This window comes from Streptomyces sp. NPDC033845 (genome assembly GCF_055576225.1).
On record NZ_JBVIRI010000003.1, the window covers coordinates 15,938 to 33,500 of the forward strand.

14 protein-coding genes are annotated in these 17,563 nt (G+C 72.0%); 4 read left to right on the forward strand and 10 right to left on the reverse strand.

What is annotated here, in order from left to right:
- Window positions 1-95: 95 nt before the first annotated feature.
- Window positions 96-2,144 carry a phosphocholine-specific phospholipase C gene (locus ACZ50K_RS07160; RefSeq protein ID WP_468898559.1) on the forward strand — a complete coding sequence of 683 codons (2,049 nt, stop codon included), beginning with the start codon at window positions 96-98 and terminating at the stop codon, window positions 2,142-2,144.
- Here ACZ50K_RS07160 and ACZ50K_RS07165 read toward each other — a convergent pair.
- Both ACZ50K_RS07165 and ACZ50K_RS07170 read right to left on the reverse strand, forming a co-directional pair.
- Complete coding sequence (locus ACZ50K_RS07165; protein ID WP_468898562.1) at window positions 2,134-3,363, reverse strand: MFS transporter; 1,230 nt, start codon at window positions 3,361-3,363, stop codon at window positions 2,134-2,136. The genes ACZ50K_RS07160 and ACZ50K_RS07165 overlap by 11 nt on opposite strands.
- A gap of 92 nt (window positions 3,364-3,455) precedes the next feature.
- Window positions 3,456-4,037: a GNAT family N-acetyltransferase gene (locus ACZ50K_RS07170; RefSeq protein WP_468898565.1), complete on the reverse strand. Its 582-nt coding sequence runs from the start codon at window positions 4,035-4,037 to the stop codon at window positions 3,456-3,458.
- A gap of 40 nt (window positions 4,038-4,077) precedes the next feature.
- Between ACZ50K_RS07170 and ACZ50K_RS07175 the strand changes: the two genes are divergently transcribed.
- Window positions 4,078-4,779, forward strand: a complete 702-nt coding sequence (locus ACZ50K_RS07175) for a nitroreductase family protein (protein ID WP_468898567.1) — start codon at window positions 4,078-4,080, stop codon at window positions 4,777-4,779.
- Window positions 4,780-4,895: 116 nt separating this feature from the next.
- Here the strand turns inward: ACZ50K_RS07175 and pruA are convergent, their stop codons facing one another.
- Window positions 4,896-6,527, reverse strand: coding sequence for an L-glutamate gamma-semialdehyde dehydrogenase (gene pruA, locus ACZ50K_RS07180; protein ID WP_468898570.1), 1,632 nt, complete (start codon window positions 6,525-6,527; stop codon window positions 4,896-4,898).
- A gap of 21 nt (window positions 6,528-6,548) precedes the next feature.
- The gene (locus ACZ50K_RS07185; protein ID WP_468898573.1) at window positions 6,549-7,475 is read right to left on the reverse strand and encodes a proline dehydrogenase family protein; all 927 of its coding nucleotides are present in this window, start codon (window positions 7,473-7,475) and stop codon (window positions 6,549-6,551) included.
- A 164-nt stretch (window positions 7,476-7,639) separates the two neighbouring features.
- Here ACZ50K_RS07185 and ACZ50K_RS07190 point away from each other — a divergent pair, with 164 nt between their 5' ends.
- Window positions 7,640-8,851 carry a PucR family transcriptional regulator gene (locus tag ACZ50K_RS07190; protein ID WP_468898575.1) on the forward strand — a complete coding sequence of 404 codons (1,212 nt, stop codon included), beginning with the start codon at window positions 7,640-7,642 and terminating at the stop codon, window positions 8,849-8,851.
- Window positions 8,852-8,897: 46 nt separating this feature from the next.
- Here ACZ50K_RS07190 and ACZ50K_RS07195 read toward each other — a convergent pair whose 3' ends face one another.
- Entirely contained in the window at window positions 8,898-9,812 is a 915-nt protein-coding gene (locus ACZ50K_RS07195; protein WP_468898577.1) for a hypothetical protein, read from the reverse strand.
- A gap of 68 nt (window positions 9,813-9,880) precedes the next feature.
- Window positions 9,881-10,459: a TetR/AcrR family transcriptional regulator gene (locus ACZ50K_RS07200; protein ID WP_468898580.1), complete on the reverse strand. Its 579-nt coding sequence runs from the start codon at window positions 10,457-10,459 to the stop codon at window positions 9,881-9,883.
- Between the two features lie 90 nt (window positions 10,460-10,549).
- Here ACZ50K_RS07200 and ACZ50K_RS07205 point away from each other — a divergent pair, with 90 nt between their 5' ends.
- Window positions 10,550-12,070: an MFS transporter gene (locus ACZ50K_RS07205; RefSeq protein WP_468898582.1), complete on the forward strand. Its 1,521-nt coding sequence runs from the start codon at window positions 10,550-10,552 to the stop codon at window positions 12,068-12,070.
- Window positions 12,071-12,155: 85 nt separating this feature from the next.
- Here ACZ50K_RS07205 and serA read toward each other — a convergent pair whose 3' ends face one another.
- The 4 genes from serA to ACZ50K_RS07225 all read right to left on the reverse strand — a co-directional run bounded on the left by serA (window position 12,156) and on the right by ACZ50K_RS07225 (window position 17,546).
- Complete coding sequence (gene serA, locus ACZ50K_RS07210) at window positions 12,156-13,748, reverse strand: phosphoglycerate dehydrogenase (protein ID WP_468898584.1); 1,593 nt, start codon at window positions 13,746-13,748, stop codon at window positions 12,156-12,158.
- A 240-nt stretch (window positions 13,749-13,988) separates the two neighbouring features.
- Entirely contained in the window at window positions 13,989-14,990 is a 1,002-nt protein-coding gene (gene ilvC / locus ACZ50K_RS07215; protein WP_468898587.1) for a ketol-acid reductoisomerase, read from the reverse strand.
- Window positions 14,991-15,102: 112 nt separating this feature from the next.
- The gene (gene ilvN, locus ACZ50K_RS07220; RefSeq protein ID WP_468898590.1) at window positions 15,103-15,627 is read right to left on the reverse strand and encodes an acetolactate synthase small subunit; all 525 of its coding nucleotides are present in this window, start codon (window positions 15,625-15,627) and stop codon (window positions 15,103-15,105) included.
- 32 nt (window positions 15,628-15,659) lie between these two features.
- Window positions 15,660-17,546, reverse strand: a complete 1,887-nt coding sequence (locus ACZ50K_RS07225; protein WP_468898592.1) for an acetolactate synthase large subunit — start codon at window positions 17,544-17,546, stop codon at window positions 15,660-15,662.
- Window positions 17,547-17,563: the final 17 nt, after the last annotated feature.

A 17,563-nucleotide genomic window follows, 5' to 3' on the forward strand; every position in this document is an offset into this window, starting at 1 on the left:
AACCCTTACCGCACGGTTGTAGACCTTTGGAGGCGCTGCCGCCAACCTTGCCGACGACGTGCCGCCGTGGCACCGGAGTGGGAGGCGAGGGACCAGTGACACCGATCAGTCGCAGAGGTTTCGTGGGGCTCGGGGCGGGGCTGGTGGCCGGGGCGGCGCTGGCCCCGGGCACCGCGGAGGCGGCCGTGCCGGGGATCCGTTCGGCGGCTGCCGCCGCCGCGACCGGCACGATCACCGATGTGCGGCACGTGGTGATCCTGATGCAGGAGAACCGCAGCTTCGACCACTACTTCGGCCGGCTGCGCGGGGTCCGCGGGTTCGGCGACCGGGCGGCCGGAAACCTCCCCGGCGGCTGGGGCATGTTCCAGCAGCCGAACTGGGGCGGCCGCCAGTACCCGTGGAAGCTGTCCGCCACCCCCTCCGCGGGCGGGGCCGACGGCGAGACCCTGGCCCAGTGCACCGGCGACCTCCCGCACAGCTGGACCTCCCAGCACGCCGCCTGGAACAAGGGCCGGATGGACAACTGGGTGGCCGGTGTCGGCAAGACCCACACCCTGGGCTATCTGGACCGCACCGACATCCCCTTCCACTACGCCCTCGCCGACAACTACACCGTCTGCGACGCCTACTTCTGCTCCGCGCTCAGCGCCACCGGCCCCAACCGCACCTTCCTGTGGAGCGGACGGATCGACGCCACCAGCAAGGACGGCGGCGAGGAGTCCGGGCTCACCTGGGAGACCTACGCCGAGGCCCTCCAGCGGGCCGGGATGACCTGGAAGGTCTACCAGAACGCCCAGGACAACTACGGGGACAACGGCCTGGCCTACTTCAAGAAGTTCACCGACGCCGCCCCCGGCAACCCGCTGTGGGACCGCGGCATGGCCTCCGTCCCCCGGGCCACCGGCTCCACCCCCGACGACATCGCCGCCGCGATCCGCGCGGACGTGGTCGCCGGGACCCTCCCCCAGGTGTCCTGGGTGGTGGCGAACGAGGCCTTCTCGGAGCACCCGTACGCCCCGCCCGGCGACGGCGCCCACTTCGTGGACCTGGTCTACCGGGCGCTGGCCGCGGACCCGGAGGTCTTCGACTCCACCGTCCTCTTCCTCAACTACGACGAGAACGACGGCTTCTTCGACCACGTCCCGCCGCCGGTCCCCCCGGCCGGCACCCCCGACGAGTTCCTCGGCGGGGTCCCCATCGGCCTCGGCTTCCGGGTGCCCATGCTGGTGATGTCCCCGTGGACCCGCGGCGGCTGGGTCAGCTCCGAGGTCTTCGACCACACCTCGGTGCTGCGGTTCATGGAGACCTGGACGGCCGCCCTCGGCACCCCCGCATCCTGCCCCAACATCAGCGCCTGGCGGCGCCGGGTGACCGGCGACCTGACCGGGGTCTTCGACTTCGCGAACCCGGTCTACGGGGTGCCGGGCGGGCTGCCGTCCACCGCGAAGGTCATCGGCCAGTCCACCTGCGCCCCGCTGCCCAACCCGGTGCCGCAGGACAACGCGCAGCCCGCGCAGGAGCCGGGGACCCGCCCGGCCCGCGCCCTCCCCTACCAGGTCAACGGCAATCTGGACCGGCTGGAGTTCGGGGCCGCCGGGAAGATCGTCGCCTGGTTCTCGATGACCAACCAGGGCGCCGAGGCCACCCGCCCGGCGCACTTCTCCCTCCACCCGCACCAGCACCGGGACACCGCCGCCTGGCAGCACACGGTGGACCCGGGCGGCACCGCCACCGACTACCTGTACATCGGCACCGGGTACGGCGCCGGCAAGTACGACATCTCCATGCACGGACCCAACCGGTTCCTGCGCCGCTTCATCGGCGACGCCACCAGGCCGGGGAAGGCCCTGGAGGTCGCCGCCCGCTTCGCGGTGGAGCCGGGCACCGGGAAGCCGGCGATCTGGTTCCGGATGACCAACGCCTCGGCCGCGCCGGTGACCTTCACCGTCCGCGCCAACGCGTACCGCACGGACGGGCCGTGGACGTACACCGTCCCGGCGAACTCCTCCACCGAGGACTTCTTCAACGCGGTGGCCTACGCCGAGGGCTGGTACGACTTCACGGTCCTCAGCTCCGCCGACGGCACCTGGTCCCGCCGCTACACCGGCCACATCGAGACCGGCGCGCCCAGCGTCACGGGCTGACCCGGGGCACGGCCGGCCCGTCCCCGGGGCCGGCCGTGCGCATCCGGCCGTAGGCGTACACACAGCCGGCCAGGGCCAGGTCGGACAGCAGCATGAACCCGATCGAGTAGGAGTCCTGGGCGCTGTAGACCGCGCCCATCACCAGCGGGGGCACGAATCCGCCCAGCCCGCCCACCGCCCCGACGATGCCGGTGACACTGCCCACCTGGGGCTGCGGGGTCACCTGGGAGACCAGGGTGAACACGCTCCCGCTGGCCGTGCCCAGTCCGGCGGCCAGGCACAGCAGACAGACGGTGCCCATCGGGTACAGGGCCGGGTCGAAGGCCTGTACCACCGCCATGACCGCGACGAAGCCCAGCGCGGCGGAGGTGACGAGGGCCGGGTGGATGCGGTCGGCCAGCCAGCCGCCCAGCGGCCGGAACACCACCGTGACCAGCGCGAACCCGGCCGCCTTGGTGCCCGCGTCGGTGGGCGACAGCCCGTACCAGGTCTTGAGGTAGGTGGGCAGGTACACCCCGAAGGCGACGATCCCGCCGAAGCCGATGGCGTAGAGCGCGGACAGCTCCCAGGTCACCCGGAGCCGGCCGGCCCGCCCCAGCCGCCGGACCAGCGGATCGGCGGGCATCGGACGGTCCGGGCGGTCCCGGATCAGCAGGACCGCGAGCACCGCGTACACCGCGAGGGCCGCCGCCACCACCAGGAACGGCAGGGTCTCCCCGTGCCGGGCGATCCTCGGGGTGAAGTAGCCCGACAGGGCCACCCCGCCCATCCCCATCCCGAACACGCCCAGTCCGAAACCCCGGCGCTCCGGCGGGAACCAGGAGTTCACCAGCGGGACCCCGATGGCGAAGGTGGTGCCGGCCAGACCCAGCAGGAACCCGGCCGCCAGCGTTCCGGCGTACGAGTCGCGGACCGGGATCAGCAGCAGCACCGGCACGATCGTCAGCGCCGACACCAGCGGGAACATCAGCCGGGCCCCGTACCGGTCGGTGAGGGCGCCCACCGGGACCCGGCCCAGCGAACCGACCAGCACCGGCACCGCCACCAGCAGGGACTGCTGGAGCGAGGACAGTCCGAGCCGGTCCCGGTAGTCGCTGCCCAGCGGGGCGATCAGGTCCCAGGCCCAGAAGGTGAGCGTGAACCCGACGGTGACCACGGCGAGGTTGAGATAGGCGGCGGGGGGCGTCGTCCCGGACGGGGTCCGGCGGGCTGTCTCCACACCGCCACGCTAGGCACTCCCGCCCCGCACGGCGCGCCGTGCTCCCCCGTCCGGACGACCCTCCCGCCCCGCCGGCTGCCGTGCCACGAGGGTCAGAGGACGTCGCCGTCCCGCCAGTCGAAGTCCAGCCGGCCGGCCGGGTCCGGCGGCGCCACGCCCGGCGGCACCCACAGGTACACCGACCCCTCCTCCTCCGGGAGCCGGACCGGCCCCTCCGGCGACAGCGCGCCGACCCGCCCGTCCCAGCGGGTCCAGCCCCGCGCCCGGTACAGCGCGGCGCCCTCCTCGGAGGCGGACAGCGCCCCGAGCGCGTAGGCCCGCCCGATCACCGACTCCAGGGCGCCCGTCACCGCACTCCCCAGACCGCTGCGGCGGCGGTCGGCGCGCACCGCGACGGCCTCCACATAGCCGGTCCTCAGGGTCCGCCCGGCGTACGCCACCCGGCGCTGCACCACGCTGCCGTGCGCCACCAGCTCGCCGTCCTCGTGGACCAGGGCGTGCAGGCCGCCCAGGGCGTGCTCGAAGTCCTCCTCGGAGAAGTCCCCGCCGAAGGCCTCGTCGAGGAGGGCCCGAATCTCCGCCGGTCCGTCGGGGGGCAGTTGGGCGGTGTGCAGGAGCCGTGTCCGTGTATCGGTCATGGAACCAGTGTCCGTCCGCCATGATTCGGCTGGCATATTTCTGGCCACCGGGGGCGGCCGGCGGCAGACTCCTGCCATGTCACAGAGCACTCACGGGTGGACGCCCACCCACGGCGACCCGTACCGCCCGGTCGCCTACCGGCCCGACCGGATGCCCGCCGCCGAATCCGTCCTGCGGTCCGCGGAACTGCGGGACCGGATGGACGAACGCCGCACCGTGCGGCACTTCTCCCCCGACCCGGTGCCCGAGCAGGTGATCCGGGACGCCGTCGCCTGTGCCTCGACCGCGCCGTCCGGGGCGCACCAGCAGCCCTGGACCTTCGTGCTGGTCAAGGATCCGCAGGTGCGGGCGCGGATCCGGGAGGCCGCCGAGCAGGAGGAGGAGCTCTCCTACGACGGACGGCTCGGCGAGGAGTGGCTGGCGGCCCTGCGCCCGCTGGGCACCGACAGGGTGAAGACCCATCTCACGGACGCGCCGGCGCTGCTGGTGGTGTTCCAGCAGCGGTACTGGCTGGGCCCGGACGGCACCAAGCGCAAGCACTACTACGTGGACGAGTCGGTGGGCATCGCGGTCGGGATGCTGCTGTCGGCCCTGCACCTGTCCGGGCTGGCGGCCCTGGTGCACACCCCGAGCCCGATGCGCTTCCTCTCCCGGGTGCTGGAGCGTCCGGAGAACGAGAAGGCGTTCGCGGTCATCCCGATCGGCTATCCGGCCGACGACTGCGAGGTCCCGGACCTGGTCCGCAAGTCCCTGGACCAGGTCTTCGTCGAGGTCTAGGAGCGGGGAGCGGGGCGGGGCGGGGCGGAGCGGAGAAATGGAAACCGCCCCCGCTCCGGAATTGGGGGTACCGGGGCGGGGGCGGGGTCTGGGGGGCCGGAGGGCCCGGGGGGCGGTCAGCCCATGTGGGGGTAGCCGTACTCGGTCGGCGGGACCAGGGTCTCCTTGATGGAGCGGGTCGAGGTCCAGCGGAGCAGGTTGGAGGCGGCCCCGGCCTTGTCGTTGGTGCCGGAGGCGCGGCCGCCGCCGAAGGGCTGCTGGCCGACGACGGCGCCGGTCGACTTGTCGTTGATGTAGAAGTTGCCCGCCGCGAAGCGGAGCTTCTCCATCGTGTCGGCGGCCGCGTAGCGGTCCTGCGCGATGACGGAGCCGGTCAGGGCGTAGGCCGAGACGTTCTCCATCTGGGCGAGCATGGCGTCGTACTCGGCGTCCTCGTAGACGTACACGGCGAGGATCGGGCCGAAGTACTCGGTGGTGAACACCTCGTTGGCCGGGTCGGTGCACTCGATGACGGTCGGGCGGACGAAGTAGCCCTCCGAGTCGTCGTACTCGCCGCCCGCGACGACGGTGCAGGTCGGGTCGGCCTTCGCGCGGTCGATGGCGGCCTTGTTCTTCGCGAAGGAGCGCTCGTCGATGACCGCGCCCATGAAGTTGGCCAGGTCGGTGACCGGGCCCATGGTGATGCCGTCGACCTCGGCCGCGAACTGCTCCTTGAACCCGTCGTTCCAGATGGAGGCCGGGACGTAGGCGCGGGAGGAGGCCGAGCACTTCTGGCCCTGGAACTCGAAGGAGCCGCGGGTCAGGGCGGTCTTGAGGATCGCGCGGTCCGCGGAGGGGTGCGCGACGACGAAGTCCTTGCCGCCGGTCTCGCCGACCAGGCGCGGGTAGGACTTGTAGTTCTCGATGTTGTTGCCGACCGTCTTCCACAGGTGCTGGAAGGTCTTGGTGGAGCCGGTGAAGTGGATGCCGGCCAGCTCCGGGTGGGTCAGCGCGACCTCGGAGACGGCGAGGCCGTCGCCGGTGACCAGGTTGATGACGCCGGCGGGCAGGCCGGCGGCCTCCAGGAGCTCCATCAGGAGGACGGCGGCGTGGGTCTGCGTCGGGGACGGCTTCCACACGACCGTGTTGCCCATCAGGGCGGGTGCGGTCGGCAGGTTGCCGGCGATGGCCGTGAAGTTGAACGGCGTGATCGCGTAGACGAAGCCCTCCAGCGGGCGGTGGTCGCTGCGGTTCCACACGCCGGCCGAGTTGGCGATCGGCTGCTCGGCCAGGATCTGCCGGGCGAAGTGCACGTTGAAGCGCCAGAAGTCGACGAGCTCGCACGGGGTGTCGATCTCGGCCTGCTGGGCGGTCTTGGACTGGCCCAGCATGGTGGAGGCGGCGAGCTTCTCGCGCCAGGGGCCGGAGAGCAGCTCGGCGGCGCGCAGGATGATCGCGGCGCGGTCGTCGAAGGAGGTGGCGCGCCAGGCCGGGGCGGCGGCCAGGGCCGCGTCCACGGCGTCCTGGGCGTCCTGGGCGGTGGCGTTGGCGTAGGTGCCGATGACCGACTTGTGGGCGTGCGGCTGCACCACGTCGAAGCGCTCGCCACCGCCCATCCGCTTGACTCCGGCGATGGTCATCGGGAGCTCGATCGGGTTCTCGGCCAGCTGCTTCAGCTGGGCCTCCAGCCGGGCGCGCTCCGGGGTGCCGGGGGCGTACGAGTGGACCGGCTCGTTGACCGGCGCGGGGACCTGGGTCACAGCATCCATGGTCTGGGTTACTCCTTGGACCTAGTTCTTGGTGATCATCGAGCGGACGAAGAAGAGCAGGTTGGCCGGCTTCTCGGCCAGGCGGCGCATGAAGTATCCGTACCAGTCGGTGCCGTAGGCGGTGTAGACGCGCATCCGGTGGCCCTCGGCGGCGAGCCGCAGGTGCTCCTCGCTGCGGATGCCGTACAGCATCTGGAACTCGTACTCGTCGAGCTTGCGGCCGGCGGTGCGGGCGAGCTCCTGGGTGATGGCGATCAGGCGCGGGTCGTGGGACCCGATCATCGGGTAGCCGCTGCCCTCCATCAGGATCTTCAGGATGCGGACGTAGGCCTTGTCGATCTCCGCCTTGTCCTGGTACGCGACCTCGGCGGGCTCCTTGTAGGCGCCCTTGACGATCCGCACCCGGCTGCCGGAGGCGGCGAGCCGGCGGGCGTCGGCCTCGGTGCGGAACAGGTAGGCCTGGATGACGCATCCGGTCTGCGGGAAGTCCTTCCGCAGCTCCTCGTGGATGGCGAACATCGAGTCGAGGGTGGTGTGGTCCTCGGCGTCCAGGGTGACGGTGGTGCCGATGGCGGCGGCCGCCTCGACCACCGGGCGGACGTTGGCCAGCGCCAGTTCGTGGCCGCCGGGGAGGGCCTGGCCGAACATGGAGAGCTTGACCGACATCTCGGCGCGGGTGCCGAGGTCGAGGTCCGCCAGACGGGCGACGAGCTCCAGGTAGGCGTCCCGGGCGGCGTGCGACTGGGCCTCGGTGGTGATGTCCTCGCCGACCACGTCGAGGGTGACTTCCAGCCCCTGGTCCGTGAGCTGCCCGACGATCGGGATGACCTGGTCGACCGTCTCACCGGGGATAAACCGGTTCACCACGGGCTTGGTCACCGGGGCGGCAGAGACGATTCGGCGCATCTTGTCGCTGCGCGAGGCGGCGAGGATCGCGGGACCCAGCACGGGGCACCTCCAACGGGTGGCAGAAAGCAAAGTGAAGCCAGATAAAACCTCTGTGAAACCTAAGGACCGGTTCGATCCTCTGCCATCGACAGCTGTCACGCATCCGTGTCCGGGATCTCATACAGATGTCTGAAGGGGGTGGCCGGGGGTGGGAGAATGTGCCCGTGAAGGCCGATTACCAGGACCTGGTCGACGAGATCTCCGCGCTGCTGGGCGCCCCCGCGACGCTGGAGAACCGCGACTTCCGGCTGATCGCCTTCGGCGCCCACGACAGCGACGACGACCTGGCGATGGACCCGGTCCGCACCAGGTCGATCCTCACCCGGCAGTCCACGGCGGCGGTCCGCTCCTGGTTCGAGGGGTTCGGGATCGCCCGCGCCACCGGGCCGGTCCGGATCCCGGCGGCCCCCGAGGCCGGGGTGAACCGGGGCCGTATCTGCCTGCCGGTGCGGCACCGGGGCATCGTGCACGGCTACGTCTGGCTGCTGGACGCCGAACCCGGGCCCGACCGGGAGCGGCTGGCGGCCGCCATGGAGGTGGCCGAACGGATCGGGGTGCTGCTCGCCGAGGAGGCACGGGCCGGGGCGGACCTGTCCCGGGAGTTCCGGGCGGTGCTGACGGCGGGCCGCGGCTGGCAGCGGGACATGGCCGAGGGCGCCCTGCGGGCCGCCCTGGGCGACGGCCCGGACGGCCTGTACGCGGTGGTGTGCCTGACCCCCTGGCCGGGCGGCGCCCCGGCCACCGTCCAGGGCGCGGCCGCGGTGTGCACCGCCCCGCTGCGCGCCGCCGACCCGGCCGGACCCGCCCCCTCCGCCGGCCCCTCGGGGGGGCCGGGCGCGGGGACCGGTCCGGGACCGGAGGCCGGGACGGGGCTGGCCGTGCTGGTCCGGCTGCGGTCCGCGGACGTGCCGGCCCCGGCCGAGGCGGTGGCGGCCCGACTGCGCGGCACGGCCGCCGACGGGCCCGCCGCCGGGATCGGCGAGCCGGTGCGCGGGTTCGGGGGGCTGGCGGAGGCCTGGGCCCAGGCCTCCGCCGCGGCCCGGGCGGTCCGGGCGCAGCCGAGGCTGGGCCCGGTGGCGCCGTGGTCGGGGATCGGGCCGTACCGGATGCTCGCCGCGCTGGCCGCGGACCCGGCGCACGACCCGGCCGTACGGACCCTGCTGAGCCCGGCGCATCCGGAACTCGCCCGCACCGCCGAGGTGTTCCTCGACTGCGCGGGCCAGGCCGGCCGGGCGGCGGCGGCCCTGGGCATCCACCGGCAGACCCTCTACTACCGGCTGTCCCGGGTGGAGCAGCTGACCGGCCTCGACCTGGACGAGGGCGAGGACCGGCTGCTGCTCCACATGGCCCTGAAGGCGGCCCGGCTGCCCGGCTAGGCCGCGCGGTCGGGCCGCAGGGTCGGGCCGCCCGGCCGGGGACGGGTCAGCGGAGTGCGCCGGTGCCCGAGTAGTAGGGGATCGCCTTCCCGGTGGCCGCGTCCAGCAGCACCCGGGCGCCCAGCGGGCGGCTCAGGGAGACCGGGGCCTGCTCCGTGCGCAGGGCCGCGTCACAGGCGGCGGCCGGGTCCCCGACCGGGGCCACCGCGGCCTCCAGCACCACCGTCTCGTCCCGCTCCAGCACCCTCACGGACACCGACTCGCAGCTGCCCCGGAGGGCCCGCACCGTGAACCGGGTGGCCTCGCGGGTGGCGGCGGTGTGGCTGTTCAGCGCCCCCGAGGCGTCGGAGTACTCGGAGGCGGGCCCGATCGGCGGTTCGGGGAGCGTGGCGGTGTCGATCGCGACCCGGGTGAGCGGGGTGTCGTAGCCGTCCAGGGTGAACAGCCAGGCGGGCACCCTGGCCGGGCCCCGGCTGGTGGCCAGGGTGACCTCGCCGAACCGGGCCCCGGTCACCACCAGGGCGTGGCCCCGGTCGGGTTCGGTGTCGATCAGCGCGTAGGTGTCGGAGGCGGACAGCGGGGTGACCGGCCGGGTGCCGCCGTCCGCCCAGGTGATCCGGCCGGGCGGCGGGGCGGCGGCCGGGAGCGGGCCGCGCAGGGTGAAGTTCTGCTCCTCGTAGGCGGTCTTGTCGGCCGCGTCGCGGAACGCGCCCGCCGGGAGGCCGATCACGTCCTGGAGCGGATGGAACCCCTCCCGCCACTCCTTGAGCGCCGGGGACCCCTCCCAGGCGGTGGCCACCGCCAGCATCCGGGCGGTGGGCTTCCCGGCGGGCGCCGGGGCGGACGTGCCGGGCCCGGGGCCCACCGGCCCCGATCCGCCGGGGGGTGCCGGGGTGGTCCCGCAGCCCGCCGCGCCCAGGACCAGTGCCGTCAGTGCCGTCAGTGCCGTGCTTCGTCTCACAACTCCCCCTCGGATAGCCCTGATTCGGGGCTGTGACGGAGTCGGGGGCGCGGCGGTTCCCCCGCGGTTCAGTCCTCGGAGCGCACGGCGGCCTCGGCGGCCCGCCGCATTCCCTCGGTGAACTCCTCTGCGGTGGCGGCGGATTCGGGGTCGAAGAACCACTGGATCATCAGTCCGTTGAGCAGTGCCTGGTAGAAGGCGCCCAGAGTGCGGACGTCGCGTTCGTCGAGCTGGTCCTCGGGGGTGCCGGTCATCATCGCGATGAGGCCGCGCCGGCCCTCCGCCGAGGAGGCGGCGAGCAGGGACCGCAGCTCGGGCAACCGGTCCCCGCTCAGGGCGACTTCCAGACTGGCGGCCCAGATCGGCCCGGAGGCCTCGTGCTGCGCGAGCACCCCCTCCCAGACCCCGCGGAACCGTTCGAGCGAGCCGTCGGCCCCGGCCACACGGGTCGCGAAGGACTCGCCCCATTCCTCGACGAGGGCGATGTAGGCCTGGGTGAGCAGGGCGTCCTTGGAGCCGTAGTGGTAGCCGATGGAGGCCAGGTTGGCGCCGGAGGCGGTGACGATGTCCCGTGCGGTGGTCCGCACGAACCCCTTTTCCACCAGGCACTTCTTCGCGCCTTCGAGCAGGTCTTCCTTGTGTCCCATGCCCCGGACCCTATCAAGACACCCGTCCCATACAACTGTTCAATACAATCGTTCTAGACAACCGTTTATGACAGTTGTACATTGCTGCTCATGACACAGCCGCCGCTCGCCGGCCGCCGGGAATGGACCGCATTCGCGGTCCTCCTGCTGCCGGTCCTCCTGGTCTCGATGGACGTCTCCGTCCTCTACTTCGCCGTCCCGGCCATCACCCGGGAACTCGACCCGAGCGCCACCCAGCAGCTCTGGATCTTCGACAGCTACGCCTTCGCCCTGGCCGGTCTGCTGATCACCATGGGGTCGCTCGGCGACCGGATCGGACGGCGCCGGCTGCTGCTGGCCGGGGCCGCCGCCTTCGGGCTCGCCTCCATCGGCGCGGCCTACGCCACCAGCGCGGAGATGCTCATCGCGGCCCGGGTGCTGCTCGGTGTCGGCGGGGCCACCCTGATGCCCTCCACCCTGGCCCTGATCCGCAACCTCTTCCGGGACGACACCCAGCGCACCCGGGCCATCGCCGTCTGGTCCGGCGCCATGGCGGCCGGCATCGCCCTGGGTTCGGTGATGAGCGGGGTGCTGCTCGAACACTTCTGGTGGGGCTCGGTCTTCCTGGTCAACGTCCCGGCGATGGTGCTGCTGCTTGTCCTGTCGCCAGTACTGGTCCCGGAGTTCAAGGACCCGGCCCCCGGCCGTTTCGACCTGGCGGGCGTGCCGCTGTCGCTGGGCGCGGTGCTGCCGGTGGTGTACGGGCTGAAGGAGCTCGCCGCGGGCGCCGGCGGGGCCGTGCCCGCGGTCTGCCTGGCCGTGGGCGCCGCCTTCGGGTGGGCGTTCGTCCGCCGCCAGCGCTCCCGGGCCGACGCCATGGTCAGCCCGGCCCTGTTCCGGGGCCGCGGGTTCGCCGCCGGGGTCTGCCTCAACACCCTGGCCGCCTTCGCCATGATGGGCAGCGCCTACTTCTCCACCCAGTACCTCCAGTCGGTGCTCGGCATGGGCACCCTGGAGGCCGCGCTGTGGAGCCTGGCGCCCTCGCTGGCGGTCGGGGCCGCCGCCCCGCTGTCCGCCGCGCTCGGCCTGCGGTTCGGCCGGGGCCGGGTGGTCGCGGGCGGGTTCCTCGTGGGCGCCGCCGGCTTCGCGCTCCTGGGCCTGGTGGGCACCGACTCGCTGTGGCTGTTGCTGGCCAGCTGCGCGGTACTGGCCTGCGGGATCGTCGCCGTGATGTCCCTGGTCTCCGACATGGCGCTGGCCTCCGCCCCCGCCGAGAAGGCCGGCTCCGCCGCCTCCGTGCTGGAGACCGGGCAGGAGCTCGGCGGCGCCCTGGGGATGGCCCTGCTGGGCAGTCTGGGCACCGCCGTCTACCGGGCCGGGCTGGCCGGGTCCGGGCCGGAGGTCCGGGAGACCCTCGGCGGTGCCGTCGCCACCGCCGACCGGCTCGGCGGCGAGGCCGGGGCGGCCGTCCTGGCCGCCGCCCGCGAGGCCTTCGTGCACGGAATGCACTACGCCGCCTGGGGCGGGGCCGCCCTGCTGCTGGCCGCCGCCGGGCCGGCCCTGGCGCTGCTCCGGCCGGAGCGTCTCCCCGCCCCGGCGTCGGCGGACGCGCCGTGCGGGGCGGGGCGCTGACCCGGGGACGCCGAAGGGCCGGGGTACGCGGAAGGGCCCGGGGACGTCCCCGGGCCCTTCCCCTGCGTGCTGTGCCGCTGCGCGGTCAGGCGTCCAGGTTGACCGAGCGGGCGGAGGTCGCGCCGATCTCCTCGGCGATCTCGGCCAGTACGGCCGGCGGCAGGGAGTCGTCCACGGTGAGCACCGCGAGCGCCTCGCCCTTCTCCTCGGAGCGGGCGACCTGCATCCCGGCGATGTTCAGTCCGGCCGAGCCGAGGATCCGGCCGACGGTGCCGACGACACCCGGACGGTCCTGGTAGGCCAGCACCAGCATGTGGTCGGTGAGCGCCAGGTCCACGTCGTACTCGCCGATGCCGACGATCTTCTGGAGGTGCTTGGGGCCCGCCAGGGTGCCGGAGACCGACACCTCCTGGCCGTCCGAGAGGGTGCCGCGGACGGTGACCACGTTGCGGTGGTCCGGGGACTCCGAGCTGGTGGTGAGGCGGACCTCGACCCCGCGCTCCTGCGCGAACAGCGGGGCGTTGACGTAGGAGACGGTCTCGTCGACCACGTCCTCGAACACGCCCTTGAGCGCGGAGAGTTCCAGCACCTTCACATCGTGCTGGGTGATCTCGCCGCAGACCTCGACGTCGAGACGGACCGCGACCTCACCGGCGAGCGCGGTGAAGATCCGGCCGAGCTTCTCGGCGAGCGGCAGGCCCGGGCGGACGTCCTCGGCGATGACCCCGCCCTGGACGTTGACCGCGTCCGGCACCAGCTCGCCGGCGAGCGCGAGGCGCACCGACTTGGCGACCGAGATACCGGCCTTCTCCTGGGCCTCGTCGGTGGAGGCGCCGAGGTGCGGGGTGCAGACCACCTGGTCGAGCTCGAACAGCGGGGAGTCCGTGCAGGGCTCCTTCGCGTAGACGTCGAGTCCGGCGCCGGCGACCCGGCCCTCCTTGATGGCCGTGTACAGGGCGGCCTCGTCCACGATCCCGCCGCGGGCGGCGTTGACGATGCGGACGCTCGGCTTGACCTTGTGCAGGGCCTCGTCACCGATGAGACCGAGGGTCTCCGGGGTCTTGGGCAGGTGCACCGTGATGAAGTCGGCGACTTCGAGGAGCTCGTCCAGCGTCAGCATCTTGACGCCCATCTGGGCGGCGCGCGCGGGCTGCACGTAGGGGTCGTAGGCGACGATCTTCATGCCGAAGGCCGACATCCGCTGGGCGACCAGGACGCCGATCCGGCCGAGGCCGACCACGCCGAGGGTCTTCTCGCTGAGCTCGACGCCCGTGTACTTGTTCCGCTTCCACTCGCCGTTCTTCAGCGCGGTGTTGGCCTGCGGGATGTTGCGGGCGGTGGCGACGAGCAGGCCGCAGGCGAGCTCGGCGGCGGTGACGATGTTGGAGGTGGGCGCGTTGACCACCATCACGCCGGCCTTGGTGGCGGCGGACACGTCCACGTTGTCCAGGCCGACTCCGGCGCGGGCGACGACCTTCAGCTTCTTCGCGGCGGCGATGGCCTCGGCGTCCACCTTGGTGGCGGAGCGGACCAGGATCGCGTCCACGTCGACGATGGCGGGCAGCAGCTCCGCGCGGTCGGCGCCGTTGCAGTGCCGGATCTCGAAGTCAGGGCCGAGCGCGTCCACGGTGGCGGGCGACAGCTCTTCGGCGATGAGTACGACAGGTTTCGAGCTCACGTGGGTCCTCACAAGTCCAGTGCGGACGGCCGTCCCGACGGCCGCAGGCGATGGAGGGCGGTAGCCGCGTGGAAGACGCACGACGCTGTGGGCCTGACGCGTATGTGTTGAGCAGTGTAGTGGCGGAACCGGGCCGGAATTCCGCCTGTCCGTAAGGATCACCCGTCCGGGGTTGGCCAGGGTGGACAAGCGGGGCCGGAACGCACGCGTCCCGGCCCCGTTCGCGGTATCGCCCGAGGACTACTTGTCCTCGTCGTTGACCCAGCTCATCAGCTTGCGCAGCTTCTTGCCGGTGGTCTCCAGCAGGTGCTCCTCGTCGGCCTTCTTGTACTCGTTGTACTTGGGCAGACCGGCCTTGTACTCGGCCATCCACTCCTCGGCGAACTTGCCGTCCTGGATCTCGGCGAGGACCTTCTTCATCTCGGCCTTGGTCTCGGCGGTGATCACACGGGGGCCGGTGATGTAGTCGCCCCACTCGGCGGTCTCGGAGACCGACCAGCGCATCTTCTCCAGGCCGCCCTCGTACATCAGGTCGACGATCAGCTTGAGCTCGTGGAGGCACTCGAAGTAGGCGATCTCCGGCTGGTAGCCGGCCTCGGTGAGGACCTCGAAGCCCGCCTTCACCAGCGCCGAGGCGCCACCGCAGAGGACGGCCTGCTCACCGAACAGGTCGGTCTCGGTCTCCTCGGTGAAGGTGGTCTTGATGACACCGGCGCGGGTGCCGCCGATGCCGGCCGCGTAGGAGAGCGCCAGCGCGAAGGCGTTGCCGGAGTGGTCCTGCTCGACCGCCGCGATGCAGGGGACGCCGCGGCCCTCCTCGTACTGACGGCGGACCAGGTGGCCGGGGCCCTTCGGGGCGACCAGGGCGACGTCCACGTTGGCCGGGGGCTTGATGAACCCGTAGCGGACGTTGAAGCCGTGGCCGAAGAACAGCGCGTCGCCGTCCTTCAGGTTGGCCTCGATGGACTCCTTGTAGACGTCCGCCTGGATCGGGTCCGGGGTGAGGATCATGATGACGTCGGCCTCGGCCGCGGCCTCGGCCACCGAGACGACGCGCAGACCCTGCTCCTCGGCCTTGGCCTTGGACTTCGAGCCCTCCTGCAGACCCACCCGGACGTCGACGCCGGAGTCACGCAGCGACAGCGCGTGGGCGTGGCCCTGGCTGCCGTAGCCGATGACCGCGACCTTGCGGCCCTGGATGATGGACAGGTCGGCGTCGTTCTCGTAGAACAGCTCGGCCACTGGGATATCTCCTTGGTGCGCTGATGTTGCTCCCACCGTACGGCGGGGAACGGAATCTGAGTTTCTCGGTCTCGCGATGCGAGCGGGGTGAGGCGGCGCCGTCGGGCGCCGGTCAGGCGCTGCGGTCGAGCGCCCGCAGGCTGCGGTCCGTGATGGACCGGCCGCCGCGCCCTATGGCGATCGTGCCGGACTGGACGAGCTCCTTGATGCCGAAGGGCTCCAGCATCTTGAGCATCGCGCCCAGCTTGTCGGCCCCGCCGGTGGCCTCGATGGTCACGGCGTCCGGGGAGACGTCGACCGTCTTGGCGCGGAACAGCTGGACGATCTCGACGACCTGCGAGCGGGTCTCGTTGTCGGCGCGGACCTTCACCAGGACGAGCTCGCGCTCGATCGCGGCGGAGGGCTCCAGTTCGACGATCTTGAGGACGTTGACCAGCTTGTTGAGCTGCTTGGTCACCTGCTCCAGCGGGAGGTCCTCGACATTGACCACGATGGTGATGCGGGAGATGTCGGGGTGCTCGGTGACGCCGACCGCGAGGGAGTCGATGTTGAACCCGCGGCGGGAGAACAGGGCGGCGATCCGGGCGAGGATGCCGGGGGTGTTCTCGACCAGGACCGAGAGCGTGTGCTTGGACATGTCAGTCGTTCTCTCTCTCAGGCTCTCGCGGCTCAGTCGTCTTCGCCGTCGCCGAAGTCGGGACGGACGCCCCGGGCTGCCATGACCTCGTCGTTGGAGGTGCCGGCGGCGACCATCGGCCACACCATGGCGTCCTCGTGGACGATGAAGTCGACCACGACCGGGCGGTCGTTGATCGCGTTGGCCTCGGCGATGACCTTGTCCAGGTCGGCCGGGTCCTCGCAGCGCAGCGCGACGCAGCCCATGGCCTCGGACAGCTTGACGAAGTCGGGGACCCGGGTGCCCATGCGGGGGGCGGCGGACTCGCCGACCTGGGAGCCGACCGTGTCGTGGCCGGTCTCCTCGCCGTGCAGGACGGTGTTGGAGTACCGCTGGTTGTAGAACAGGGTCTGCCACTGGCGGACCATGCCCAGCGCGCCGTTGTTGATGATCGCGACCTTGATCGGGATGTTGTTCAGGGCGCAGGTGGCGAGTTCCTGGTTGGTCATCTGGAAGCAGCCGTCGCCGTCGATCGCCCAGACCGTCCGCTCGGGCATGCCGACCTTGGCGCCCATGGCGGCGGGCACCGCGTAGCCCATGGTTCCGGCGCCGCCGGAGTTCAGCCAGGTGCGGGGCTCCTCGTAGTCCACGAAGTGCGAGGCCCACATCTGGTGCTGGCCGACGCCGGCCGCGTAGATGGTGCCCTGCGGGGCGAGCTTGCCGATCCGCTCGATGACCTGCTGCGGGGAGAGGCTGCCGTCCTCGGGCAGGTCGTAGCCCAGCGGGTAGGTGTCGCGCCAGCGGTTGAGGTCCTTCCACCAGGCGGTGTAGTCGCCGGTGTTCCCCTCGGTGATCTCGGCCTGGACGGCCTGGATCAGATCGGCGATGACCTCGCGGGCGTCGCCGACGATCGGGACGTCCACGGCCCGGTTCTTGCCGATCTCGGCCGGGTCGATGTCCGCGTGGATGACCTTGGCGAAGGGGGCGAAGCTGTCCAGCTTGCCGGTGACCCGGTCGTCGAAGCGGGTGCCCAGGGCGATCAGCAGGTCCGACTTCTGGAGCGCGGTGACGGCGGTGACGGCTCCGTGCATGCCGGGCATGCCGACGTTCTGCGGGTGGCTGTCGGGGATCGAGCCCAGGGCCATCAGCGTGGTGACCACGGGGACGCCGGTGAGCTCGGCGAGGACCTTCAGCTCGGCGGTGGCGCCGGCCTTCATCACGCCGCCGCCGACGTACAGGACCGGCCGCCTGGCGGCGGCGATCATGCGGGCGGCCTCGCGGATCTGCTTGGCGTGCGGCTTGGTGACCGGCCGGTAGCCGGGGAGGTCCTGGGTGGGCGGCCAGGAGAAGGCGGTCTTCGCCTGGAGGGCGTCCTTGGCGATGTCGACCAGGACCGGGCCGGGGCGGCCGGTGGAGGCGATGTGGAAGGCCTCGGCGATGGTCTTGGCGATGTCCTCGGCCTTGGTGACCAGGAAGTTGTGCTTGGTGATCGGCATGGTGATGCCGACGATGTCCGCCTCCTGGAAGGCGTCGGTGCCGATCGCCTTGGAGGAGACCTGGCCGGTGATCGCGACCAGCGGGACGGAGTCCATGTGGGCGTCGGCGATCGGGGTGACCAGGTTGGTGGCGCCGGGTCCGGAGGTCGCCATGCAGACGCCGACCTTGCCGGTGGCCTGCGCGTAGCCGGTGGCGGCGTGGCCGGCCCCCTGCTCGTGGCGGACCAGGATGTGACGGACCTTCTTGGAATCCATCATCGGGTCGTACGCGGGGAGGATGCAGCCGCCCGGAATGCCGAAGACGGTGTCGCACCCCACCTCTTCGAGAGATCGGATGAGGGACTGCGCACCCGTCATGTGCTCAACGGCGGCGGTGTGCTGTCCGCCGGAACGGGCCCGCGGCTGCGGATGGTGGGCCCCGGAGGCCTGCTCGGTCATCGGCATTCTCTTCTCGAAGCTGA

Bases quoted from the DNA above. Each gene is read 5' to 3' on its own strand.
- ilvN (WP_468898590.1), bottom strand. From the start codon at position 15,627: ATGTCCAAGCACACGCTCTCGGTCCTGGTCGAGAACACCCCCGGCATC.
- pruA (WP_468898570.1), bottom strand. From the start codon at position 6,527: ATGGATGCTGTGACCCAGGTCCCCGCGCCGGTCAACGAGCCGGTCCAC.
- ACZ50K_RS07170 (WP_468898565.1), bottom strand. From the start codon at position 4,037: ATGCCAGCCGAATCATGGCGGACGGACACTGGTTCCATGACCGATACA.
- ACZ50K_RS07175 (WP_468898567.1), top strand. From the start codon at position 4,078: ATGTCACAGAGCACTCACGGGTGGACGCCCACCCACGGCGACCCGTAC.
- ACZ50K_RS07225 (WP_468898592.1), bottom strand. From the start codon at position 17,546: ATGCCGATGACCGAGCAGGCCTCCGGGGCCCACCATCCGCAGCCGCGG.
- ACZ50K_RS07205 (WP_468898582.1), top strand. From the start codon at position 10,550: ATGACACAGCCGCCGCTCGCCGGCCGCCGGGAATGGACCGCATTCGCG.
- ACZ50K_RS07200 (WP_468898580.1), bottom strand. From the start codon at position 10,459: ATGGGACACAAGGAAGACCTGCTCGAAGGCGCGAAGAAGTGCCTGGTG.